Here is a 23,919-nt window from a genome sequence, read left to right as displayed (position 1 = left end):
AACGTGCCGTATTCGCCTAGCGCATAGGCTACAGCCGGACGTGATCCAGCCCGGCATTCCCTTTGGCGCACCGCCAACCGGCAGCCATACGGGCAAACACCGCCGTTTCTAGGACATGCCCTTGTTGCCGCGGATAAAGCGCCAGAGACCGGCCAACGGTACCAGCAGCAGAATGCCGAACTTTTTCAGGGCGATGAGCGCGACTGCAATCAGGCCGGCCTTTGCCGCGAGTTTTCCGGCGATGAGGCCGCCAATGCCAACCGCGGCGACCGTGTCGGTGCCTGGCAGAAAATCGGTGTATTTCTTGCCGGTGTTGAAGTCCGCCACGCCCAGCACTTCGTCCAGGCTCTGCTTGATCTCCGGCAATTGTTCGACCGTAGCGATGTAGCTCATCACGAAGACGCCTTCCCGGCCGAGGAAACGGACGTCGTAATTGAGCGTGTGGACGGTATCGTCTCCGAACTGCAGTTCCTTGGCCCAGTGCAGCCGCTTGTGGACGAAATCATAGACCGGCGGCGAGGCCCAGCCGATCAGCTTGATCGGGGGAAAGCCGTCCTTCACCCGCTGATCGTTGGCCGACAATGTGTCCGCCTGCATGCTGCTCAGCAATTCGGTGTAGTCGATGGATGCGGCGTCGGCGTCATCGACATGGCCGATCTTTTCATAGCGCAATTCGATGCCCCAACCGTTGCCGGCGATGGGCTCGTACTTGGCCGGGAAGATCATGCCGATTGCTTCGGACGCGGTATCAGGCGGATTGCCCCAGGCCTCGGTCAGGACGGACGTCGCGTCCTTCTTGCCCAGAAAATAGAACTTGTCCTTGAGATCGAGATGGATGCCTTCGGGAAGGTCGACCGCGCCGGTCTTTGGATCGATTTTGTCCAGGAATGCCTTGCCGTCGTCACTATACTGTCGATAGTCCTTGAAGAATTCCGAGGATTTTTCTGCCAGAACAGGCCCCGCCAAAAGGGCAAGCGCCACGCCAAGCCACAAAGCTTTCCTGTTCATAAGCCGTCCCCCCTTGGCTGCCCTGCAGCTCACCTTCGATAGCGCAGCGCCGATGCTTAATCAATATTTGGTTCGGGGATGGTTCGGGCCGCGCTCTATTGCTTAGCGCAAACAGCTGCGGTCTTCCGCGACCTCCAGCCCGAGAAGCATCACTGGAAATCGAAGGCGCTCAGGCCCGTCGCCATCTCGTCCAGGCCGAGCGGACGGGTCACCGGCGGCTCGGCGCGGGCGAGGCAGCCGATGCGTTCGCACAGCCGGCAAGCGGGACCGACCGGCGTGGCGGCGCCCTGTCCGGCCTTTGCCGGCAGCCCGGCGCCATAGACGATCTCGTCGCGAAAGCCGATATCGCAGCCCAACAGCAGCGCGGTGCGGCGCGGGCGCTCGGAGAACGAACCCTGCGGCCCCTCGAGCGTGCGTGCGATGCAGAGGAACTCGGCGCCGTCGGGCATTTCCACCGCCTCGACCAGTATCTGGCCAGGCGAAGCGAAAGCGGCATGGACCGGCAGTTTCGGGCAGCCGCCGCCAAAGCGGCTTTGCGGAAAGCCCTGGCCGCCGGCCTTGCGGAAGCGGTTGCCGGCATTGTCGACCTCGAGCATGAAGAACGGCACTCCGGACAAGCCAGGACGCTGCAGCATGGTCAGGCGGTTCGCCGCCTGTTCGAAGGAGACGCCGAAACGCGAGCGCAGCACATCGATGTCGTAACGAGCCCGCACGGCGGCGGCATGAAATGCCTGATAGGGCATCATCAAGGCATTGGCGGCGTAGCGGCCGAACTCGAAGCGGGCGAGCCGACGGGCTTCGTCCGTACCGAGCTTCAGCGTCTGAATTTCGCCGGCGACAGCGACCGTCATGCGGATCAGGCAGGCCTCCATGGCGACTTCGCGCAACTGGTCGAACGGCGACAGCCGCTCCGATAGAAAAAGACGCTGCGAATGACGGTCATAACGGCGGCGCCAGTTCGGCATGGTGGCGACCGGCAGCACCTTGACGACGATGCCATACTCGCGCTTCAGCCACGCCTTCAGCGCGCCGAACAGATCGTCGCCGGGGTCGAGCACCGAGGTGAAGGCCTCGGCCTCCTCCTCGAGTGCTGCAAAATGGTTCGGCCGGCGCTCGAAAATCTCGTGCACTTCGTCGATCGGCAGCCGCGCACCGGACAGCGCCGTGGCGCGGCCCTCGCGCGCCAGAAGCTCGTTGAGATCGGACAGCCGCTCGGCCTGCTCGCGGTAAGCGCGAAACAGTTTTATCATCGCAGCCGATGCGTTGGGGGCGGCCTCGGCCAGTTCGATCAGTTCCTGGTCGCCCGGCAGCTCACCGGCAAGCAGCGGGTCGCCGAACACTTCCTTCAAGGCCGAGATCGACCCTCTCGCCTCACCCTGCAATTCATGCGGGTCGACCTTGTAGACAGAGGCCAGCTTCAGGATCAGCTGCACCGTCAGCGGCCGCTGGTTGCGCTCGATCAGGTTAAGATAGGACGGCGAGATGCCGAGCCCCTCGGCCATCGCCGTCTGGGTCAGGCCTTTGGCGATGCGGATGCGGCGGATGCGCGGCCCGGCGAATATCTTCTGGTCGGCCATCGGCTTTCCTTGACAAGAATTTACACGACTTGCGAGCGATGAACGGCGCACCATCTTTTTACAATCATGACAGATTTACAGCGGCAAGTAGTCAAACACAACACAGGTTTTCTCTTATTTTCTACCGGAAATGGCGGTTTTCCTCGCTCTCGTCGCGGCGCAATGTAAATGATGTCACACACAGACGACGCACACCATCCCAGGGCGCGGCGTTTCAAGACACTGGCATCGATTGATCTGGAGTGACCAATGACTGATTTTTACAATCTTGTCCCATCCGCGCCCGAAGGCCGCTTCGACGGCATCGAACGAGCCTATTCGCCGGACGATGTGAAGCGGCTGCGCGGGTCGGTCCAGATACGCCAGAGTCTTGCCGAAATGGGCGCCAACCGGCTGTGGAAGCTCATCCACGAGGAAGACTTCGTCAATGCACTCGGCGCCATGTCGGGCAACCAGGCGATGCAGCAGGTGCGTGCCGGGCTGAAGGCAATCTATCTCTCGGGCTGGCAGGTCGCCGCCGACGCCAACACCGCGTCGGCCATGTATCCGGACCAGTCGCTCTATCCCGCCAATGCGGCGCCCGAACTGGTCAAGCGCATCAACCGCACGCTGCAGCGCGCCGATCAGATCGAGACCTCGGAAGGCAACGGCCTGTCGGTCGACACCTGGTTCGCGCCGATCGTCGCCGATGCCGAGGCCGGCTTCGGCGGACCGCTCAACGCCTTCGAGATCATGAAGGCGTTCATCGAGGCCGGCGCTGCCGGCGTCCACTATGAGGACCAGCTGGCCTCTGAGAAGAAGTGCGGCCATCTCGGCGGCAAAGTGCTGATCCCGACCGCTGCGCATATCCGCAACCTCAACGCGGCGCGTCTGGCGGCCGACGTGATGGGCACGCCGACGCTAGTCGTGGCACGCACCGATGCGGAAGCGGCAAAGCTTCTGACCTCCGACATTGACGAGCGCGACCAGCCTTTCGTCGACTACGATGCCGGCCGCACGGTTGAAGGCTTCTACCAGGTCAGGAACGGCATCGAACCGTGCATCGCGCGCGCCATTGCCTATGCGCCGCATGCCGACCTGATCTGGTGCGAAACATCCAAGCCCGATCTGGCGCAGGCCAAGAAATTCGCCGAAGGCGTGCGCAGGCATCATCCGGGCAAGCTGCTCGCCTATAATTGCTCGCCGTCGTTCAACTGGAAGAAGAACCTCGACGACGCGACGATCGCCAAGTTCCAGCGCGAGCTCGGCGCCATGGGCTACAAGTTCCAGTTCATCACATTGGCCGGGTTCCACCAGCTCAATTTCGGCATGTTCGAGCTGGCCCGCGGCTACAAGGCGCGGCAGATGGCGGCCTATTCCGAGTTGCAGGAAGCCGAGTTCGCGGCCGAAGTCCACGGCTACACCGCGACCAAGCACCAGCGCGAGGTCGGCACCGGCTATTTCGACGCCGTCTCAATGGCGATCAGCGGCGGCCAGTCCTCGACCGCCGCCATGCATGAATCGACTGAGCACGCCCAGTTCAAGCCGGCAGCGGAATGAACCGATCGACATAACCAACAGAGGAAACGCCCGAAGGGCAAGGGAGAAGAAAATGGCATCCATAAGCCGCGTCAAGGAACGTGCAGAAGAGCAGTCCACCACGATGAGTGTCGACCAACAGGCGACCATCCGCATGCTGGCCAACGACCTGCACCGGCTCAATCAATCGGTGATGAAGGCAGTGGAGGCCGGCGTCTCGGTGGAACTGGTGCGCTCGGCCCGGCATCATGGTGGCGACGGCAATTGGGGCGACCTGCTGATCCCGGTGATCGTCACGCAGAAGAGTCACGGCTGATCTTCCCTAACGGAAGCTTTGTGCTTGTGGAACCTATGGGCCCCGCCGCTCACTGGCCGATTTCAACGTCACCCGCGGGTTTTCAGCGCGGGTGACTTTCGCTTTTGAGCGTAAACTTAACTACAGTTCGAAAACAGACCTTGTCTCCGGGTTTTAATATTTCCGGCTATATTTCGCAGGTCCGTCATTTCAGCTTGACATGGCGGGCGATCTCACGCCAATTGGCTCTCGGATTTCAACCCTGCATTGAAGCAGCGCCGAGTGCCCGCCCCGCCCATGTGCCCTGTGAACCGCGAGACCGACACCGCCAAACATCTGAATTCGTCAAGCAGGGACGCGAACTCCGAGATATCAACGGATTTCTCCCACGTGCTGGTCGTTGGAAAATCGCCGATCAACCGGGTGGTGGTGTCGAAGATCGTCGAGAAGTCCGGACTGAAGCCGATCTCCGAGTCGCCAGAAATGGCGGCCAAGACATTGCGAACCCTCATTCCGGGCGCCGTCGTTCTCGATGGCGGCCCCGACAACGAGGACTGCCGCGCGCTGATTGCGGCCATCGACGCCTTGCGGCGGACATCTGGGCGGTCGCTCCCCAAGGTGATCCTGCTTTCAACCAAGACCGGCACGCCCGACAGCCTGGGTCTGTCGAGCGTGGTCGATGTGGTGGTAACCAAGCCGATCACCACCGAAAGGCTGCAGCCGGTGGTCGACCGGCTGATCAGTCTCGGGCGCGGCTGATCGCAATCCGCCCGAACGCGTGCGGGCGGTCAGCCTTCCTTGCCGATGCTCTCGATCAAAGCCGGCAGTTCGCCAAGATCTACAAGCTGACGAAAACGCGGTGCCTCGACCGGCGGCTCGACGTGTTCGAGCACCCAGGTCAGCTCGTGCGGCACATACACACCCCAGCTGCCGGCCTCGATGGCCGGCACCACGTCCGACTTGAGCGAATTGCCGACCATCATGCTGGTCTGCGGGCTGCCGTGACGGCCAAAGATCCTGGCATAGGTGGCGGCGCTCTTGTCGCTGACGATCTCGACGGCATCGAACAGGTCGCCAAGGCCGGACGCCGCCAGCTTGCGCTCCTGGTCGAACAGATCGCCCTTGGTGATCAGCACCAGATGGTAGGCGCCGGCGAGCTTTTCGACTGTCTCGCGCGCATGCGGCAGCGCCTCGACAGGATGGCCGAGCATGTCGCGGCCGGCGGCAAGGATTTCGGCGATCGTCGAGGCCGGCACACGGCCCTCGGTCACTTCTATCGCCGTTTCGATCATCGACAAGGTAAAGCCCTTGATGCCGAAGCCGTAGACGGCAAGGTTGCGCTTCTCGGCCTCGAGCAGCCGTGCCGAAATGTGCTCGGCCTCGCCATGGTCGGCGAGCAGGGTTGCAAAATGCTTCTCGGTCAGGCGGAAGAACTGTTCGTTCTGCCATAGGGTATCGTCGGCGTCGAAGCCGATCGTGGTCAGGGGCATGGTCGACTGTCCCGTTCAAGTGAAGGCAGTGATGTAGACGTTGTCGCCGCACACTGCTAGCTACGGCAAGGGAATGGTGGGAAGCAATGCCGGAATTGGGCGCCTGGAAGCGTGAACTGGAGCAAATTCTGGGCTCCTTGCCAGGGCGTACTCCTACTGAACTCATAAATGCCATCCGAGATCTTGGCATCGCCATGGGACACGATACCGGCGAGGCGTTGCTTGAAACCTACCCGGAGATCCTTTCGTACCGACCGGCGCTGACCGCCGCATTCGGCAAGATGGTGCAGGAGCAAGATACCGCCGAGATCAGGCACATGCTGGATCAGGATCTGAGCGGTCCGGCATCCTTCGGGCAGATCGCAGCGGGCAAAACAAGCATCGGCGTGCTGTCATCTAGGGATGCGTATAATCGCCTGAACGAAGTCTTCGATCACGTCGATTTCGGCAGCTGCTGCCGCGCTGTCATGGTCGGCTGCGGAGGGCGTCCGTTTACGATGTTCCGCATACACGACCAGACTGTCGTCCCCGAAATCATCGGTCTCGATATTGTGCCTGAAGCGGTCGAAACGGCAAACAGGCTTGCGGCCAAGCTCGGCTATGTGCGGATGCGGGCCGAGCTTTGCGACGGCCGCGACTATGACTATGGCGAGGCGCAGGTCGTTTATGTCGCCAGCATGGTATCGCCCAAGGCAGCGGTGGTTTCTCGCATAGCCGATACCGCGCCTCAAGATGTGCAGATCGTCTTGTGGGAGCCGGTCTCGCTTGGCAGGCTGTGGGCGGAAAGCGTAGAAAGAACGCTTGGTCCCCGGCTTGCGGTTATCGGCCGCACGAGCATCCATCGAAATATGACGCGGGACGTGTTCGTTGCACGCCGGAGTGTTCCCTGGCCAGCAAGCTGATCATGCCAGGGCTGTGGATGAGCGACCGCGTGCTGCTTACCCTGGTACAGGCATGGTGCCTTTTCCGCCATCCGATGATTTGCGCCCGCACCTTCAACCATAGCGGCGTGCTGCCCGATCCGGCAAGGCCCGCTTCCTATGCAGACAAGTTCCTGTGGCGCAAGATTTTCGACCACAATCGCTTCTTCACCACGGCTTGCGACAAGCTCGCCTCGAAAGCCTACGCTCTGTCCACCTGTCCAGAACTCAAGACGGCTGCGGTTCTGTGGTCCGGATATGACGCGGCAGAACTTCCGGCGGAGCTGCTCACCGGCAATGTCATGGTGAAGGCCAATCATGGCTGCCGCTGGAACATGATGGTGCGCAACGGTGAGGTGGACAGAGCTAGGCTGCGCCGGCGTACGGCACGCTGGATGCGCCACCGCTATGGCAGGAAGCTCGGCGAATGGGGCTACAAGCACGCCAGCAGGCGCATCTTCGTGGAAGAGATGCTCCTCGAGGACGGTCAGCCCGTTGCTTTGGAGTACAAATTCCACGTGTCTAACGGGACGACGGCCTATGTCTATGCCGCGCGTCGGGATGAGCACGGCAACGAACAGAAATGTCATTTCGACCGTGACGGAACCTACGCGCCGCCACCGCCAGGCAGCGGCCCCCAGTGGATCCGGATCGACCTGCCGGCATCCTTCCCGCGCATGCTTGCCATCGCCGAGCGGCTGACCGCGCCGTTCGATCACATGCGATGCGATTTCTACGAAATCGAAGGCGCGATCTTCTTTTCCGAATTCTCGGTCTATCCGCTATCCGGCAAAGGCATCATCAACACAAGGCTCAGGGATCTGTGCGCAGACAGCTGGAACCTCAGCCAATCCTGGTTCCTGACCGCGCCGCAAAGCGGATGGCGCAGGCGCTATGCCGGTGCCTTGCGCAGATGGCTGAGCGCAAATGCGCCGCCCGGCAAGGCCGTCTGACATAGGGCGTTCAGCCTCGTTGCCGCACCTATCGGGCCAGCTCCCCTTCCCTTCCATCACCGGCAGCAGCTATACTGTGAAAATTGCAACCCAAACTGGTGAATGATGCCGCCTGCGAAAAAGGAAGTCCGTCCGTCGACCCGCGGAGGACGCGTCCGAACGCCTGCCTTCGTGAAAAATCAACGCGGCGTGAAGAACTGGAAGGAAGTCAGCGCTTGGCTGGAATGGCGCGGCATCGAAGACATAGAATGCATCACGCCTGATCAGGCTGGCGTCGCGCGCGGCAAGATGATGCCGTCGAAGAAATTCACTTCCAACACCTCGCTGGCGCTGCCATCGGCAGTGTTCATGACGACGATTTCGGGCGGCTATCCCGAGGATGGCAACGGTTTCCACTATCCGGAGGATGATGGCGACCTAAAGCTGATGCCGGATCTGTCGACGTTGACCGTCGTGCCGTGGGAAGAAGACCCGACGGCCGCCGTCATCTGCGACCTCGTCCATCAGGATGGCCGTTCGGTCGAGTTCACGCCGCGCAACGTCCTGAAGCGCGTGGTAGCAGCCTATGACAAGCGCGGGCTGAAGCCGGTGGTGGCGCCCGAGATCGAATTCTATCTGGTGCGCAAGAACCCCGACCCGGATTATCCGCTGACCCCACCCGTCGGGCGTTCCGGACGGGCAATCGGCGGCGGCGCCGGCTATTCGATCGCCGGCGTCAACGAGTTCGACGAACTGATCGACGACATCTACCATTTCTCCGAAAGCCAGGGCCTGGAGATCGACACGCTGATCCACGAGGAAGGCGCCGGCCAGCTCGAGATCAATCTGCGTCACGGCGATCCGGTCGAGCTCGCCGACCAGGTGTTCATGTTCAAACGCACCATCCGCGAGGCAGCGCTGAAGCATGAGATCTATGCCACCTTCATGGCCAAGCCGATCCAGGGCCAGCCAGGTTCTGCCATGCACATCCACCAGTCGATCATCGACAAGAAGACCGGGCTGAATATCTTTTCGGCGAAGGACGGCTCGGAAACCGACCACTTCTTCCATTTCATCGGCGGCATGCAGAAGCATGTGCCGAACGCGCTGGTGATGTTTGCCCCTTACGTCAATTCCTACCGCCGGCTGACGCAGTCGGCCTCGGCGCCGGTCAACAACAAATGGGGCTATGACAACCGCACCACGGCGTTCCGCGTGCCGCGCTCGGATCCGGCGGCGCGGCGTGTCGAAAACCGCATCCCGTCTTCCGACGCCAACCCCTATCTGGCGCTGGCGGCCTCACTTGCCTGCGGGCTGATCGGCATCACCAACAAGATCAAGGCCGAGCCTCCGGTGCTGACCACCGCAAACGCCGACGAGATCGACCTGCCACGAGGCCTGCTCGAAGCCGTCGATCTTTTCGAAGGCGACGAGGAACTATGCGCTCTTCTGGGCAAGTCCTTCGCCGCAACCTATGCAGCGATCAAGCGGGCGGAGTTCGAGACCTTCATGGAAGTGATCAGCCCGTGGGAGCGGGAGTATCTGTTGCTCAACGTGTGAGCGGCGACTTCGTCGTGTGAATGGTGAATAGTGAATGGTGAGTAGTTTCATATTGGATGGATGAGCGCAGACGTCGTGCGTCTCGCAGCCATTCACCATTCACCATTGGCTGGTGTCCCCATGCCTTACCAATCACCTATCTCCCCCGGTCGCTCCTGGTACGAAGACACAGCCGGACCACGCCCTGAGTACCCTGCCCTGGACGGCGACCGCAGCTGCGACGTCGTCGTCGTCGGCGGTGGCTTCACCGGGCTGTCGGCGGCCGCTCATTTGGCGAAGGCGGGAGCCCACGTCGTTCTGATCGAGGCGCATCGCTTCGGCGACGGCGCTTCAGGGCGCAATGGCGGCCAGCTCGGCACGGGCCAGCGCGCCTGGGCCGAAGAGATGGAGGCCGAATACGGCTTCTCCCGCGCCAAGGCGCTGTTCGACCTTGCCGAGGAGGCGAAAGCGCACCTGCTCGAATTCGCCGCCGTCAACCAGATCGACATCGACTATATGCCCGGCCAGTTGTCCGTGGCGCACAAGCCGCGTTATCTCGACGACTACAAGGCGCATGCCGAGATCATGGCGGGCCGCTTCAATTATCCGCACATCGCCTTCATGGATGCCAGGGAAACGGCCGAACGGCTGGGCTCCACACGCTACTTCGGCGGCACCCGCGACACCGGCACCGGACACATCCACCCGATGAAGCTGGTGATCGGCACGGCAAAGGTCGCGGCAGCGGCCGGCGCGCACCTGTTCGAGCAGACACTATCGACCGGTGTTACCTCCAGCGGCGGCAAGGTCAGGGTGACGACTTCGAGAGGAACCATCACCGCCCAGAAATGCCTGATCGGTGTAAATGCCTATGGCGGCACGCTCGAGCCGGTGAGTGCCGCGCACATCATGCCCATCGGTTCCTTCATCGGCGCGACGGTGCCGCTGGGCGTCGATTCGAAAGTGCTGCCGGGCGGCGAGGCGGTCGACGATTCGCGTTTCGTCGTGCGTTATTTCCGCAAATCCAGCGATGGAAGGCTGCTGTTCGGCGGGCGCGAGGTCTATGGCGTCAACGATCCGAAGGACATCCATGTCCATATCCGCCGGCAGATAGCCGAGCTTTATCCGGAACTGAGCGATGTCGAGATCACCCATGGCTGGGGCGGCTATGTCGGCATCACCATGCCCAGGAAACCGTTCGTGCGCGAGGTGATGCCCAATGTGATCTCGGCCGGAGGCTATTCCGGCCACGGCGTGATGCTGTCGAACTTCTTCGGCAAGCTCTATGCCCAGACCGTCGCCGGCAACCGCGACAGACTGAAGCTGATCGAGGACCTGAACATCCCGGCTTTTCCCGGCGGCCGGCGATTTAGAACGCCATTATTGTTCTTGGCACTGAACTGGTTTGCCCTGAGGGACCGAATATAGGGAAAGTATCTCATATCAGCCGTGGCTGGTACTGAGCTGATTCTATTGAGCTGTTGGTTGCCGCAGCGAGACGTTGCAGAATCCTTAACAAGAGCGCACAATTCCCCTGAGGGCGCACTGATGCCACAATCAAGGGCAAAGGATGCCGGTTCTGGGCGATTGAACGGGGATTTCTGCGGGCCTGCCCGCTTTGTTGTTGGGACCGATGCCGATCGAATGCCGGGCTGCCGGCGCCGATCGAAAGAACACCGGCTCATCTTTTGGAGGTGGCAAGAGTGAACGAGCCCTTCAGTTTCGGCGCGCCGGAACGTCGGCGCTTCGCCATGCAATTCGGCTATGACATGCGGCCCTCCTTCTGGCAGGGGGTGCGCACGAATTCGCATCTGGTGATCGCCGCGGTCGGCACCGCAGCGCTGCTTGGCGTGGCGGGCATAGCGCTTTGGCTGGCGTTGCCGGCCAGCGACCGGCAAGCGATCGCCAGCACACAGCAGAACGTTCCGACTTTTCCGGTCAAGACGACCAAGATTGCCCCGGTCGCGGCCACGGCTGCCGCGGTAGCGGCGCCACAAGCCGCGCGCAAGGGCGATGCGGTTTCATCGACGGTCGCTGCCGGTGGGGCTGCCATGCCGCCGCTGTCGGCCAACGATCCGCGCTGGACTGCGGCGCAATCCAACAGCGACCCTGCCGCGACGCCATCCGATCAGGCGCCTGCCGAGCAGGCTGCCGCCAAACCGTCTGATGCCGCGGCATTCGAAGAACCGGCGGCGCAGAGCGACGCCACGACGCAGCTGTCAAAGGTCGCTGCTCCCGCCAATGACGACGACGCCGAGACCGCCGCCATACCGACGCCAAAACCGCAACTTCCAAACGAGCAATCTTCCGCCGCAACGGACGATACCCAGGCCAAGGCCAAGCCACAGAAGGTGGCTGCTGCCGCCGGCACCGGACGCATCCTCAGGGCGGTGACAATGCGCAGCGGTCCGCAGAAAAACGCCGCCGCCATGGGGACCGTGCCCGCCAAGTCGTCGGTGCAGGTGATGAGTTGCAAGAAATGGTGCCAGATCGTCTACAACGGCAAGCGCGGCTGGATCTACAAGAGCTACATCAAGACCGGGGATTGAGACGCAAGCCGCCAGATCTGGTCAGCCGCCGAGCAACCACCTGAAACGGTGTCTCCTGCGAGCAAGTTTGCGCTTCGCCAGGAAATCCCGCTGTTCCTCGAACGGCACCTCGTAGAGGCCGCACATTTGGCAGCTTTCCGACTTGCGGCATATCGGGACCCAGCATTTGACGTCGTGTGTCCAGGCGAGCGCGATCCTTTCCAGATGAAGGTTGGACGAACTTTTCAGCAGAATCAGTTCTCCTGGGACTGCCGTCCGTTTGATATGATCCGAAACTTCCTTGGCAGTGCGAAGCTCAATGAAACGGCCGCTGTCGCGGTCGGCCTGGCTGGCGCGCGAGCGATGCGCATTGTCGCCGGTATAAATGACCTCATCGGCGATTTCGCGCGCGATGTTGTAGGCGGCGCCGTATTTCCTCGACGAGCCGGCGTAGTCGGATATCTGCCCCAGCACAATGCGCTTGCGAGCACCCTTGGCCTTTGCAATCATCTCCAGGGCAATGTTGAGCGAATGCCAGGGCGCTTTGGCCGTATCGACCAGGAATTTCGGACCCGCGGATACCTCTTGCACCGTAGAGCGGTTGGGCAGTGGTGCAAACGATGCCGTTCTCGCTACGACTTGCTCTGGCGGGACGCCAAGTTCCAAGGCGGCGGCAACAGCCGCTGCAGTCGGCAGCCAGAATTGCTCGCCGGGAAAAGGCGCTTGAATATTCAGGCTGCCACCGCGCCAATGAAGGGTGAACCGCAGCAATTCCGGATACGCGGCATGCACGTCACTCACGCGGTAGTCTGCCTCGCCGGACTGGCCGAAGGTCGCAATCCGGCATTTCGCGCCAGACGCCATGCCGATCACCAGTGGGTCATCGCAATTGAGAACCGCAAGTCCATCGGGTTGGAGTGCCCCGACCAGCGCCCGCTTCTCTCCCGCCACAGCTTCCAGAGTCTTGAACTTGCCGAAATGCTCCAGACGGATCATCGTAACCACCGCCACACTCGGCTTCAGCATCTGCGCCATGGCGCTGATCGTGCCGAAGTCGGAAGCGCCGGCTTCGAAAACGACGTAATCGACTTTGCCGGCCTTCCTCAGGCGCTTGTAAAGCGTTCGGATGAGCGCAGGCATTGTATTGGCCTGGGCCTGTAGATGCACCTTGCCTTGGGCGGCCAGTATGTGTGCAAGCAGGCTGGTGGATGTGGATTTGCCGGAGCTGCCGGTAATGCCGATGAACGTCGCCTTGTTACGCGCCCGCACCCAGCGCGCCTGCAGCCGTCGCAGCGCCCAGCCCAAGTCCTTGCGAATTTTCAGCAATTCCAGTTTCACACCCCGCCAGCTTTTAGCCCAGCCTAACATGCGTCGTGCCAAGTTCCAGAGTCAAACGGGCGCTGGCGTGCTTCAGCCAAAGATTCTAGCGGCCGAGGAGCCGCAGCAGTCTGTGCTTGCGACGCTTCGATTTTCTCTGCGCCACAAACTCACGGTGCTGCTCAAACGGCACTTCATAGAGGCCGCATTGCTCGCATCCCTCGGTCTTGCCGCATACCGAAACCCAGCACTGGACGTCGTGGGTCCAGGCAAGAGCGACACGCTCGAGGTGCAGATTGGACGAGCTCTTGAGCAGGATCAACTCGTCAGGCTGCGCGGTTTGGGCGATGTAGTCCGACACTTCCCTGGCCGTGCGCAATTCGATGAAGCGGCCGCTGTCGCGATCTGCCTGGTTCGCCTTGGAGCGATGGGCATGATCGCCGGCATAAATCACCTGGTCTGCAATCTCGCGCGCGCTGCTGTAGGCTTGGGCATATCTGTTATTCGAGCCGGAAAAATCCGATAGCTGGCCAAGAACGATACGTTTTCGCCCGAATGTCGATCCGGCTACCATGTCGAAGGCAAGGCTCAGCGAATGCCAGGGCGCCTTTGCGGCATCCACGATGAAGTGGGGGCCGCCCGCGGGGACGAGCACCTGGCCGCGATTTTCCAGAGGCTGGAACGTCGCGGTTCTGTCCTTGACCATCTGCGCAGGCACGCCCAGCTCAAGAGCGGTTGCAACCGCCGCTGACGTCGGCAGCCAGAAATGCTGGCCGGGGAACGACGTCTCGATATCGAGCACACCGCCGCGCCAGTGGAGCGAGAACCGCAACGGCTTGGGATAGGCTGCCTCGATATCGCTGACGCGATAATCCGCCTGCTCCGATGTGCCGAATGTGACGGAACGGCAATAGCTCGCCGAGGCCATGCCCATCACAAGAGGGTCATCGGCATTGAGCATCGCGAAGCCGCCCGGCTCCAGCGCCGCGACCAGGGCGCTCTTTTCTCGAGCGACGTTTTCCACAGTCTTGAAACTGGCCCGATGCTCCAGCCGGACCATTGTGACAACAGCCACGTCGGGGCGAAGCAACTCGGCCATGGGCTTCATTGTATCCGGGCCGAATGCAGCAGCCTCGAAGACGACGTAGTCGGTTTTGCCACCCTTTCCCATTCGCCTGGATAGCGTCGAGACCAACAGTTTCATCGTGTTGGCCAGAACCTGTGTATGGACCGAACCATGACCGGCCAGGATGTGTCCAAGCAGGCTTCCCGCCGTGGTCTTGCCGGAGCTTCCGGTAATGCCGATGAAAATTGCCTTGCTTCGCGCCCGCGCACGGGTGGCCAGGTAAAGCCGCAGCCGCCATCCAAGATCGTAGCGACTTTTCTGCTGCCTGATCTTCATCACCCGCCAACACTATCCAGGATCCCGTTATGCCTTTCGGGGGATCGAGAAGTCAAACTGGGGTCCGGCGTGACGACGTCAACTGTTCGTTCCTCGGCCGGCCGGCGCACCGATGCGAACTCTTGCCGACATTGCTCTGTCTGCCATGCATTGCGAACAGCGAGGTACTTCCCGAATTGCTCAAATGCAGCGGCCGCCGTCGACCTCCAGCGCCACACCGGTGATGAAGGCGGCTTCGTCCGACGCAAGCCAAAGCGCAGCGTTGGCGATATCGAGCGGCGTCGACAGACGGCCGAGCGGTATCGAGGCACGGAATTTCTCGCGGATCTCGGGCGTGTCGGTGCCCATGAATTTCTCCAGCATGCCGGTCTCGCCGGCGACCGGGCAAAGGCAGTTAACGCGAATGTTCTTGGGCGCGAGTTCGACCGCCATCGACTTGGTCGCGGTGATCGCCCAGCCCTTCGAGGCATTGTACCAGGTGAGCCCCGGCCGCGGCCGCAGACCGGCGGTCGAAGCCGTGGTCAGGATGACGCCGCCGCCCTGCCGCTCCATGATCGGCACCACGGCAAGTGCGGCGTGATAGATCGCCTTCATGTTGACTGAAGTGATCAGGTCGAAGGTCGCCTCGTCGACGTCGAGCATGTCGCCATTGCGATGGGTGTAGCCGGCATTGTTGACCATGATATCGATGCGGCCGAAGGCGCTTTTTGCGGCATAGACCATCTCGTCGAATTCGGAACGCTGCGAAACGTCGGTCTGGGTCCAGATCGCGGCCTGGCCGATCTCTGCTGCAACGCGCTCCGCGCCCTTGGCGTTGAGGTCGGCGACGACGACCTTGGCGCCCTCTTCGGCAAAGCGCCTGGCCATGCCTTCGCCGAAACCTGACGCAGCACCCGTGATGACGGCAACCTTGTTTTCCAGACGCATGCTTTTTCCGCTCATTGAAGACCCACCTCGCAAGCGCATTTTCCTTTTTGTTTGATGCGTGTCTGTCTCCCAGAACCGCTTCGCACTTCTGGGCGACACGCATTAGCTTTCGTCACATTCCCGCTTTATGTTGCAGGCGCGAAAGCCCCGGGACCATCGCTTGACGAAAAGCCTCCGGGTGGCAGCCAGTGTCAAGGCACATTTGGAGCGAATCAATATGCAGTGATTTGGCCTCGATGTGACACCATGGCACTGGATAGTTTAAATCGATTAGATTATATCCTGCCGCGTCACAGCGAGCGGCGTCAAAGCGGACAGACCATGACCAGCCAGATCATTCCCGTCGAGCCTTTCGACTTCATCATTTTCGGTGGCACCGGCGACCTGTCGGAACGCAAGCTGCTGCCCTCGCTCTACCACCGCCAGCGCGACCACCAGTTTTCCGAGCCGACCCGCATCATCGGCACCTCGCGCTCCAAGATGAGCGACGAGGAATTCCAGGCTTTCGCCAAGCAGGCGATTTCCCAGCATGTGAAGCCGGCCGACATCGACGCCGAGGAACTCAAGACATTTCTTGCCCGGCTGTCCTACGTATCGGCCGACGCGACGACGGGTGCCGGCTTCGACAAGCTGAAAAAGGCGATCGGCGAAAGCGACCGCATTCGCGCTTTCTATCTGGCGGTTGCGCCGGCGCTGTTCGGCGACATCTCGCACCAGCTGAAAGCCCACAATCTCATCACGCCGAATTCACGCATCGTGCTGGAGAAGCCGATCGGCCGCGACCTCGATTCGGCGCGCAAGCTCAACGACGTGGTTGGAGACGACTTCCACGAAAGCCAGATCTTCCGCATCGACCACTATCTCGGAAAGGAGACGGTGCAGAACCTGATGGCGCTGCGCTTTGCCAACGCGCTCTATGAGCCGCTTTGGAATTCTGCCCATATCGACCATGTGCAGATGACGGTGGCCGAGACCGTCGGTCTTGAAGACCGCGTCACCTACTACGACAAGGCCGGCGCGCTGCGCGACATGGTGCAGAACCACATGCTGCAGCTGCTCTGCCTGGTTGCCATGGAGGCGCCATCGTCGATGGATGCCGATGCCGTGCGCGACGAGAAGCTGAAGGTGCTGCGGGCGCTGAAGCGCATCAACGGCAATGAGGCACCCAAGCACACCGTGCGCGGGCAGTACCGCGCCGGCGCCTCTGCAGGCGGCGCGGTGAAAGGCTATGTCGAGGAACTCGGCAAAGACAGCTCCACCGAGACCTTCGTCGCCATCAAGGCCGAGATCGGCAATTGGCGCTGGGCCGGCGTGCCGTTCTATCTCCGGACCGGCAAAAGGCTGGCGACCCGCGTTTCGGAAATCGTCATCGAGTTCAAGCCGATCCCGCATTCGATCTTCGGCGACAGCGCCGGGCCGATCTCAGCCAACCAACTGGTGATCCGGCTGCAGCCCGACGAAGGCGTCAAGCAGTTCATCATGATCAAGGATCCAGGCCCGGGCGGCATGCGGCTGCGCCAGATCCCGCTCGACATGAGCTTTGCAACATCTTTCGACGGTCGCGCGCCGGACGCCTATGAACGGCTGATCATGGATGTTATCCGCGGCAACCAGACGCTGTTCATGCGCCGCGACGAAGTCGAGGCGGCATGGAAGTGGATCGACCCGATCCAGAACGCCTGGGAAAGCGCCAGGCAGGAGGCGCAAGGCTATACGGCCGGCACATGGGGTCCCTCGGCCTCGATTGCGCTGATCGAACGCGACGGGCGGACATGGCACGAAAGCAATTGAGCGAGCCCGTCTATAACTGGAACGGCTTTGCCGGGCGCCAGGATCTGGCGGCAGCCCTTGCCGGCAATGTCGCGGCGCGCCTGACCAAGGCCATCGACGAGCGCGGCACGGCCCTGCTTGCCGTTTCCGGCGGCACCACGCCGGCAAAGTTCTTTGCAGCACTTTCGGCCATTCCGATCGCTTGGAACAAGGTGACGGTGACGCTGGTCGACGAACGGTTCGTGCCGGCCTCCTCGCCGCGCTCGAATGCGGGGCTGGTGGCGGCCAACCTGCTGCAGAACAAGGCGGCTGCCGCGCACTTCGTGCCGCTCTACCATGAGGCGGCAAGCATCGAGACCGCCGCGGCGGCCGACGATGCGGCGCTGAAGGCTCTGCCCTGGCCCCTCGATGTCGTCGTGCTCGGCATGGGCGGCGACGGCCACACCGCCTCGTTCTTTCCCGACGCCGAGAATCTCGGCGATTTGCTCGACCCAGCCTCATCAAGGATCGTGCTGCCGGTTCACGCGGCAAGCGCCGGCGAACCCCGGTTGACGCTGCCGCTGGCGCGGATCGTCGACGCCGGCTTCATCGCGCTGCATATAGAAGGCGAGGACAAGCGCACCGCCTTCGACGATGCGATGGGACCGGGCGCGAAAAAGCCCATCCGCAAAGTGCTCGAAGCGGCACCCACCCCGGTAGAGGTGTTCTGGGCACCCTGATTTCACGCAAAGTAGTCCCGGCAGACGGTGGAGGACGTTCTTCCGGGGCTCGAAAGGACCGACCATGACAGCCAGACGCGACATCGAAGCCATCACGGAACGCATCCGCCAACGCTCGAAAGCCGGCCGCGAGCGCTATCTCGGCCGCATCGCCGAGGCCTCCAGCCGCACCGCCAACCGCGGCGTCCTGTCTTGCGGCAACCTCGCGCATGGCTTTGCCGTCTGCAGCCCGTCTGAAAAGCTGGCGCTCGGCGCCGACAAGGTGCCGAACCTCGGCGTCATCACCTCCTACAATGACATGCTGTCGGCGCATCAGCCCTTCGAAACCTTCCCGGCGCTGATCAAGGAAGCCGCGAAGGAAGTTGGCGGCATCGCGCAAGTGGCCGGCGGCGTGCCCGCCATGTGCGACGGCGTGACCCAGGGACAGCCCGGCATGGAGCTGTCGCTGTTTTCGCGCGACGTCATCGCCATGTCGGCGGCGATCGGCCTGTCGCACAACATGTTCGACGCCGCCGTCTATCTCGGCGTCTGCGACAAGATCGTGCCGGGGCTGGTGATCGCGGCTCTCACCTTCGGCCATCTGCCGGCGGTGTTCGTGCCGGCCGGGCCGATGACGACGGGCCTGCCCAACGACGAGAAGGCCAAGGTTCGCCAGCTCTATGCCGAGGGCAAGGCCGGACGCGCAGAACTGCTCGAAGCGGAGTCCAAATCCTATCACGGGCCGGGCACCTGCACGTTCTATGGCACCGCCAATTCCAACCAGATGCTGATGGAGATCATGGGCCTGCATACGCCCGGCGCGTCCTTCGTCAATCCAGGCACGCCGCTGCGCGACGCGCTGACGCGCGAGGCGACCAGGCGAGCCCTGGCGATCACCGCGCTCGGCAACGCCTACACGCCGGTCGGCCGCATGATCGACGAGCGCTCTTTCGTCAATGGCGTCGTCGGCCTGCACGCCACCGGCGGCTCTACCAACCACACCATCCATCTCATCGCCATGGCCGCGGCGGCCGGCATCACGCTTACCTGGCAGGACATTTCCGACCTGTCGGAAGCGGTGCCGCTTCTCGCGCGCGTCTATCCGAACGGGCTTGCCGACGTGAACCATTTCCATGCCGCCGGCGGGCTCGGCTTCCTGATCCGCGAATTGCTCGACGAAGGCATCCTGCATGAGGATGTGCAGACGGTATGGGGCGAAGGCCTGAGGCCCTATGCGGTCGAGGCCCGGCTCGGCGAAGATGGCGGCGTCGTGCGTGAAGCCTCGCCGCTGCAGAGCGGTGACGAGAAGGTGCTGGCGCCGTTCAAGAAGGCCTTCCAGCCGACCGGCGGCCTGAAAGTGCTCGCCGGCAATCTCGGCCACGCCGTCATCAAGACGTCCGCCGTGAAGCCGGAACGCCGCGTCATCGAGGCGCCGGCCAAGGTGTTCGACAGCCAGCAGGGACTGAACGAAGCCTTCAAGGCCGGCACGCTGACCGGCGACTTCATCGCCGTCATCCGCTTCCAGGGCCCAAAGGCAAACGGCATGCCGGAACTGCACAAGCTGACCACCGTGCTCGGCATCCTGCAGGATCGTGGCCAGCGCGTCGCGCTGGTCACGGACGGGCGCATGTCTGGCGCTTCCGGCAAGGTGCCGGCGGCGATCCATGTAACGCCGGAAGCGGTCGAGGAAGGGCCGATCGCCAGGATCCATGACGGCGACATCATCCGGCTCGACGCCGATGCCGGCACGCTGGAAGTGCTGGTGCCGGGGCCCGAGCTCGCGCTGCGCCGCACGGCCGACATTGATCTCATCGGCAACGAGTTCGGTTTCGGCCGCGAGCTGTTCGCCGGTTTCCGCCAGCTGGTCGGCCGCGCCGACCACGGCGCCAGTGCTTTCGGCACGGCTTGAGGCATCATTGCCTATTTTGTAAAAAGGGCGGCTCGAGCTCGGTTTGAGGCCGCCCTTTGGTGAGGGATGGATGGCGATTACGGCTGAACCGTAATCTCGCTCCGTTCGCCGGCCTTGACCGTCACCGGCATTTCCTTGTCATGGCCTTGATCGGACATGTGGCGGAGGACGACATAGTCGCCGGCTGGGATAGTCTGCTGCCAGGTGTCGCCATAGTTCAGGCCGAGCGCTTTGCGGTTGCCCTGGATATCCTTCTTCGACGACAGCACCTCGATCGAATAGGCGCCCGGCGCCGACATCACCAGCACGCCGGCATCGAGCGTCACCTTGACGTCCTTGACGTCGCCAACCTTGACGCTGAAAGGCTGCTCGACGGTTGCGAGCTCAAGCGAGGTGACCGCGACATAGTCGTCCGGCGGCAGCCAGAACTTGCTGTCGGGCCCATAGGAGTGAGCGACATCGTCACGCGAGCCGTCGATCTTTTTCTTGGCCTTGACGATCTGGACGCTGATGCCCGAGGAGTCAGCCTTGTCGCCGCCTGCGGTGTAGTAGGCGTTGACGGCGGCATGGCCGACGCCGACGACTATGTCCTTTTCCACAGTCTGCCCGGCGGCGAGCTGGATGGTCTCGGTCACCGAGCCGCTGCCGATCGCAACCGTCACCTTCTGCTCACCAGCCGGCACGATGATCCTGGTGTCGCCATAGTGGGTGGTGCTGCCGCCCGGGAAGGCGAAGTCGACATGGGCTTCGTCACTGATCTCGGCGCCCTGGCTTGGCTTCGGATGGATGAGCATGGTGCCGGCGTTCAAGGTGAAGAGCGGCTTGTAGACCTGGCCCGCCTGGATCTTGACCTTCTGTTCCGCCCGAGCTTCGTCGGCGCGCGCGACGACGACATAGTCGCCCGGCTCGAGATTGGCCTCGTAGTTGTTGTACTGGGTGGTGACGGCCTCGCCGCGCGTGCCATCGGGCTTGGCCTTGTAGACCTCCCAGGCATTGCCGTCGGTGATCGGATCGCCGCCTTCCGCCATGACCACGCTCGGGATGAAATTGAATTCGGGCTTTGCCGGTTCAGGGGCAGGCGCCGGAGCGGGTTCGGGTGCCGGCGCCGGAGCCGGCGCGGCGACGGTTTCGACCAGTGCTTCCTGCAGCGCCTTCTCGTCCGAGGCCTGGATATATTTGCCGCCGGTGTTGTCGGCAAGGCAGGCGATCTGCTTGCCCTCGTCAGCGGTCAGGCCGAAGCCGACGACGTCGACGGTGAAATCGACGCCTGAGGCCTCCAGTTCCTTGCCCAGCGCGCACGGGTCACCTTCGCAGGTTTCAAGCCCATCGGTGATGAGAACCACGGTCGCCTTGTCCTCGGTGTATTTCAGAGCTTCGGCCGCCTGCTTGACGGCTGCGGTCAGCGGCGTCTTGCCGAGGAATTTCAGGCTGTCGGCAGCGGCCGAAATGGCGCTAGCCGAGCCGGCTTGCGGCGGCACGATCAGCTCAATGTCGTCGCAGCTGCCCTTTTCGCGGTGGCCATAGGCCATTAAGCCGATCTCGTCGTCGCCCGGGACCGACTGCAGTACGGTCCTCAGCGATTCGCGCGCGATCTCGAGCTTCGGCTTGCCGTCGATCTGGGCCCACATCGAGCCTGAAGCGTCAAGAATGATGATAACCCTATTGGCGGCAAAGCCGAGCGAAGTCATCGACAAAAGGAGCAGCGCCGCAGCGACGCTCCGCAAAAGTCCCGCCATCGAAATCTCCTTGAGGCCGCCCTCTGATCCGCGCCGGAAGCTATTTGACAGCGCGTCCGGACACAAGCCCCGGAGCGGGTCACGAACGGTTGCCGTGTAACAGGATCGGCGCCGGCCGAGGCCTGTTCCGAGGCCGGCTCAGCACCGCGTCAGTACGTGGTGCGCCGCTCTTCGGAAGGCGGACGGCCGAACTGCAGCCGGTAGCTCTGGGCAAAATAGGAATGCGAGGTGAAGCCGGTGGCGATGGCCACGTCGAGGATCGGCATGTTGGTCTGGCGCAGCAGTTCGCGCGCCCGCTCAAGCCTGAGCCGCATGTAGTAACGACCGGGCGTGACGCTCAAATGGCGCAGGAACAAGCGCTCGACCTGGCGCACCGACAGGCCCGCCGATTTGGCAAGCTGCACGGCTGATAGCGGCTCGTCGAGATGGTCGGCCATCAGTTCGACGATGCGCCTTAGCTTCTCCGACTTGCCGGTCAGGTCGCGCTCCGGCCCGACGCGCTGGCGGTCGCCGGCGGAGCGGATGCGCTCATGCTGGAACTGGTTGGCAACGCCGTTGGCGAGGTTCGAGCCGAAGTCGCCACGCACGATCTCCAGCATCAGGTCGATCGAGGTCGTGCCACCGGCGCAGGTGTAGCGCTTGCGGTCGATCTCGAAGACGTTGCCGGTGCAGTTGATGTCGGGAAAGCGCTCGACGAAGCCGGCCCGGTTTTCCCAATGAATGGTGCAGCGATAGCCTTCGAGCTGGCCGGCTTCGGCCAGGAGGTAAGAGCCGACCGACAACGCGCCGAGCGCATTGCCGCGCCGGCCCCAGCTGCGCAGCGCCGCCAGCACCTTGCTCTTGCCGGGGAACTCGACCGACAGGCCCACCGACACGAATAGGATATCGACGGGCGGCAAATCGGCGACGGCATAGTCGATCTTGAGCGGCAGGCCGTTGGAGGCCATGACGGGATCGCCGTCGGCCGAGACCGTCGTCCAGCCATAGAAATCGCGGCCGAGCAGGCGGTTGGCCGAGCGGAAGGTATCGATCGCCGCTGCCAGCGAAAACATCGAAAACTTGTCGACCAGCAGGAACGCGAATTGCCGGCCCCCTTGAACGGGATCATCCACGACCGGCCGTTCAGAGGGTACAGTAAGGTTCGGCAAAGAAGCTGCTTTCTGGGTCAGAAGGAAGGCCGCTTCAAGCCGGCCGCAAGGTAGGCTGAGGCTAACGTATTGGCCATCAGCATGGCAATGGTCATCGGTCCGACACCGCCGGGCACGGGGGTGATGGCGCCGGCGGCCTTGGCCGCTTCGGCATAGGCTACATCGCCGACGAGGCGGGTTTTGCCTTCGCCCTTCTCGGGTGCGGCAATGCGGTTGATCCCGACATCGATCACGGTGGCGCCGGGCTTGACCCAGTCGCCCTTGATCATTTCGGGCCGGCCGACGGCGGCAACCAGAATGTCGGCTGTGCGGGCCAGTGCCGGCAGATCCTTGGTGCGGCTGTGGGCGATGGTGACGGTGCAGTTGGCGGCAAGCAACAGATTTGCCATCGGCTTGCCGACGATGTTGGAGCGGCCGACGACGACCGCGTTGAGGCCGGAAAGATCCTTGCCGCGCACGCGTTCGATCAAAAGCATGGAGCCGGCCGGCGTGCAGGGCACGAAGGCTGTTTCGAGTTCGCCGGTGCCGAGCTTGCCGACATTGATGAAATGAAAGCCGTCGACATCCTTTTGCGGTGCGATGGCCTGGATGATCTTGCCGGCATCGATATGGGCGGGAAGCGGCAGCTGCACCAGAATGCCGTTGATGGCCGGATCGGCGTTGAGTTCGCCGATGATCTTCAGCAGTGCCGCTTCGGACGTGTCGGCCGGCAGTGTGTGCTGCAGCGAATGAAAGCCGCATTCCTTGGCGGTGCGCGACTTCGACGCGACATAGACCTGGCTTGCCGGATCCTCGCCGACGATGACCACCGCTAAGCCGGGCTGGGCCTTTCCCTTGGCGACCAGGTCCTCGGTCAAGGCCTTGACCTTCTGAACCACGTCTGCGGCGACGATCTTTCCGTCAATCACTTCGGCCATGAACCATCCTCGACATCATTCCAGCCAAGGCGCGGCGCGCGCCTTGAACGTTGCTTCGTGCATGTCGTTGTTCCAAACGTTCCGCCCATTCGGGTAAAGCCCGACGGCAGCGCTTTTTGGGCGCCATGCTGCGCGGCATTGTCACGAAATTTGGCCTAAGCAATCCCGTCAAAGCGCCGTCACATGCCGTAAACTCGAAACCGGCAGCTTTTATTCTGTGCTGACGGGCTCAGAGCGACTCATCCTTTCACGGAAAGGCTGAACCGCTCTATTTCTTGTTTTGACGCA

20 protein-coding genes are annotated in these 23,919 nt (G+C 62.4%); 11 read left to right on the top strand and 9 right to left on the bottom strand.

Annotated elements, in window-relative coordinates:
- Nucleotides 1-108: 108 nt before the first annotated feature.
- Both NKI37_RS18340 and NKI37_RS18335 read right to left on the bottom strand, forming a co-directional pair.
- A complete protein-coding gene (locus NKI37_RS18340; RefSeq protein ID WP_084566804.1) occupies nucleotides 109-1,008 on the bottom strand; it encodes a DUF2167 domain-containing protein in 900 nt (299 codons plus the stop codon).
- A gap of 149 nt (nucleotides 1,009-1,157) precedes the next feature.
- Complete coding sequence (locus NKI37_RS18335) at nucleotides 1,158-2,585, bottom strand: helix-turn-helix domain-containing protein (RefSeq protein ID WP_352789361.1); 1,428 nt, start codon at nucleotides 2,583-2,585, stop codon at nucleotides 1,158-1,160.
- Nucleotides 2,586-2,834: 249 nt separating this feature from the next.
- Between NKI37_RS18335 and aceA the strand changes: the two genes are divergently transcribed.
- The 3 genes from aceA to NKI37_RS18320 all read left to right on the top strand — a co-directional run bounded on the left by aceA (nucleotide 2,835) and on the right by NKI37_RS18320 (nucleotide 5,157).
- Nucleotides 2,835-4,124, top strand: coding sequence for an isocitrate lyase (aceA, locus tag NKI37_RS18330; protein WP_023669319.1), 1,290 nt, complete (start codon nucleotides 2,835-2,837; stop codon nucleotides 4,122-4,124).
- A 52-nt stretch (nucleotides 4,125-4,176) separates the two neighbouring features.
- Nucleotides 4,177-4,419, top strand: coding sequence for an SMc00767 family acetate metabolism repressor (locus NKI37_RS18325; protein WP_023669318.1), 243 nt, complete (start codon nucleotides 4,177-4,179; stop codon nucleotides 4,417-4,419).
- Between the two features lie 276 nt (nucleotides 4,420-4,695).
- Nucleotides 4,696-5,157 (top strand): response regulator, encoded by a 462-nt coding sequence (locus NKI37_RS18320; RefSeq protein ID WP_023751977.1) that lies wholly within the window; start codon nucleotides 4,696-4,698, stop codon nucleotides 5,155-5,157.
- Between the two features lie 29 nt (nucleotides 5,158-5,186).
- Here NKI37_RS18320 and NKI37_RS18315 read toward each other — a convergent pair whose 3' ends face one another.
- The gene (locus NKI37_RS18315; protein ID WP_031196692.1) at nucleotides 5,187-5,888 is read right to left on the bottom strand and encodes an HAD family hydrolase; all 702 of its coding nucleotides are present in this window, start codon (nucleotides 5,886-5,888) and stop codon (nucleotides 5,187-5,189) included.
- 86 nt (nucleotides 5,889-5,974) lie between these two features.
- Between NKI37_RS18315 and NKI37_RS18310 the strand changes: the two genes are divergently transcribed.
- The 5 genes from NKI37_RS18310 to NKI37_RS18290 all read left to right on the top strand — a co-directional run bounded on the left by NKI37_RS18310 (nucleotide 5,975) and on the right by NKI37_RS18290 (nucleotide 11,828).
- Nucleotides 5,975-6,790, top strand: a complete 816-nt coding sequence (locus tag NKI37_RS18310) for a class I SAM-dependent methyltransferase (RefSeq protein WP_352789358.1) — start codon at nucleotides 5,975-5,977, stop codon at nucleotides 6,788-6,790.
- 2 nt (nucleotides 6,791-6,792) lie between these two features.
- Nucleotides 6,793-7,761, top strand: a complete 969-nt coding sequence (locus NKI37_RS18305; RefSeq protein WP_352789355.1) for an ATP-grasp fold amidoligase family protein — start codon at nucleotides 6,793-6,795, stop codon at nucleotides 7,759-7,761.
- Nucleotides 7,762-7,863: 102 nt separating this feature from the next.
- Entirely contained in the window at nucleotides 7,864-9,300 is a 1,437-nt protein-coding gene (locus NKI37_RS18300) for a glutamine synthetase family protein (RefSeq protein WP_023689329.1), read from the top strand.
- Nucleotides 9,301-9,420: 120 nt separating this feature from the next.
- Complete coding sequence (locus tag NKI37_RS18295) at nucleotides 9,421-10,707, top strand: NAD(P)/FAD-dependent oxidoreductase (RefSeq protein WP_023689330.1); 1,287 nt, start codon at nucleotides 9,421-9,423, stop codon at nucleotides 10,705-10,707.
- 275 nt (nucleotides 10,708-10,982) lie between these two features.
- Nucleotides 10,983-11,828 (top strand): SH3 domain-containing protein, encoded by an 846-nt coding sequence (locus NKI37_RS18290; RefSeq protein WP_023697306.1) that lies wholly within the window; start codon nucleotides 10,983-10,985, stop codon nucleotides 11,826-11,828.
- 21 nt (nucleotides 11,829-11,849) lie between these two features.
- Here the strand turns inward: NKI37_RS18290 and NKI37_RS18285 are convergent, their stop codons facing one another.
- From NKI37_RS18285 to NKI37_RS18275, 3 genes are all read right to left on the bottom strand, one after another.
- Nucleotides 11,850-13,145, bottom strand: a complete 1,296-nt coding sequence (locus tag NKI37_RS18285) for a Mur ligase family protein (RefSeq protein WP_023697307.1) — start codon at nucleotides 13,143-13,145, stop codon at nucleotides 11,850-11,852.
- Nucleotides 13,146-13,230: 85 nt separating this feature from the next.
- Entirely contained in the window at nucleotides 13,231-14,526 is a 1,296-nt protein-coding gene (locus tag NKI37_RS18280) for a Mur ligase family protein (protein ID WP_352789351.1), read from the bottom strand.
- Between the two features lie 180 nt (nucleotides 14,527-14,706).
- Nucleotides 14,707-15,453, bottom strand: a complete 747-nt coding sequence (locus NKI37_RS18275) for an SDR family oxidoreductase (protein WP_027049416.1) — start codon at nucleotides 15,451-15,453, stop codon at nucleotides 14,707-14,709.
- A gap of 321 nt (nucleotides 15,454-15,774) precedes the next feature.
- On the opposite strand from NKI37_RS18275, the gene zwf reads away from it, so the two are divergent.
- The 3 genes from zwf (at nucleotide 15,775) to edd (ending at nucleotide 19,830) form a co-directional block, all read left to right on the top strand.
- Complete coding sequence (gene zwf, locus NKI37_RS18270; RefSeq protein ID WP_352789349.1) at nucleotides 15,775-17,244, top strand: glucose-6-phosphate dehydrogenase; 1,470 nt, start codon at nucleotides 15,775-15,777, stop codon at nucleotides 17,242-17,244.
- Nucleotides 17,226-17,942 (top strand): 6-phosphogluconolactonase, encoded by a 717-nt coding sequence (gene pgl / locus NKI37_RS18265; protein ID WP_023701816.1) that lies wholly within the window; start codon nucleotides 17,226-17,228, stop codon nucleotides 17,940-17,942. The genes zwf and pgl overlap by 19 nt, the downstream gene beginning before the upstream one ends.
- Before the next feature lie 64 nt (nucleotides 17,943-18,006).
- Nucleotides 18,007-19,830, top strand: coding sequence for a phosphogluconate dehydratase (edd, locus tag NKI37_RS18260; protein WP_023747208.1), 1,824 nt, complete (start codon nucleotides 18,007-18,009; stop codon nucleotides 19,828-19,830).
- A gap of 77 nt (nucleotides 19,831-19,907) precedes the next feature.
- Here the strand turns inward: edd and NKI37_RS18255 are convergent, their stop codons facing one another.
- The 3 genes from NKI37_RS18255 to folD all read right to left on the bottom strand — a co-directional run bounded on the left by NKI37_RS18255 (nucleotide 19,908) and on the right by folD (nucleotide 23,631).
- The gene (locus tag NKI37_RS18255; protein WP_352626307.1) at nucleotides 19,908-21,566 is read right to left on the bottom strand and encodes a vWA domain-containing protein; all 1,659 of its coding nucleotides are present in this window, start codon (nucleotides 21,564-21,566) and stop codon (nucleotides 19,908-19,910) included.
- A 149-nt stretch (nucleotides 21,567-21,715) separates the two neighbouring features.
- Nucleotides 21,716-22,714: a GlxA family transcriptional regulator gene (locus NKI37_RS18250; protein ID WP_032891834.1), complete on the bottom strand. Its 999-nt coding sequence runs from the start codon at nucleotides 22,712-22,714 to the stop codon at nucleotides 21,716-21,718.
- Nucleotides 22,715-22,731: 17 nt separating this feature from the next.
- On the bottom strand, nucleotides 22,732-23,631 hold the full coding sequence (folD, locus tag NKI37_RS18245) for a bifunctional methylenetetrahydrofolate dehydrogenase/methenyltetrahydrofolate cyclohydrolase FolD (RefSeq protein ID WP_023669302.1): 900 nt from the start codon (nucleotides 23,629-23,631) through the stop codon (nucleotides 22,732-22,734).
- Nucleotides 23,632-23,919: the final 288 nt, after the last annotated feature.

The sequence above is a fragment of the Mesorhizobium sp. M0626 genome (assembly GCF_040320665.1).
Classification (GTDB): domain Bacteria; phylum Pseudomonadota; class Alphaproteobacteria; order Rhizobiales; family Rhizobiaceae; genus Mesorhizobium.
The sequence above is the reverse complement of the archived record's forward strand: the minus strand, read 5'-3'. Positions and strand labels throughout refer to the sequence as shown.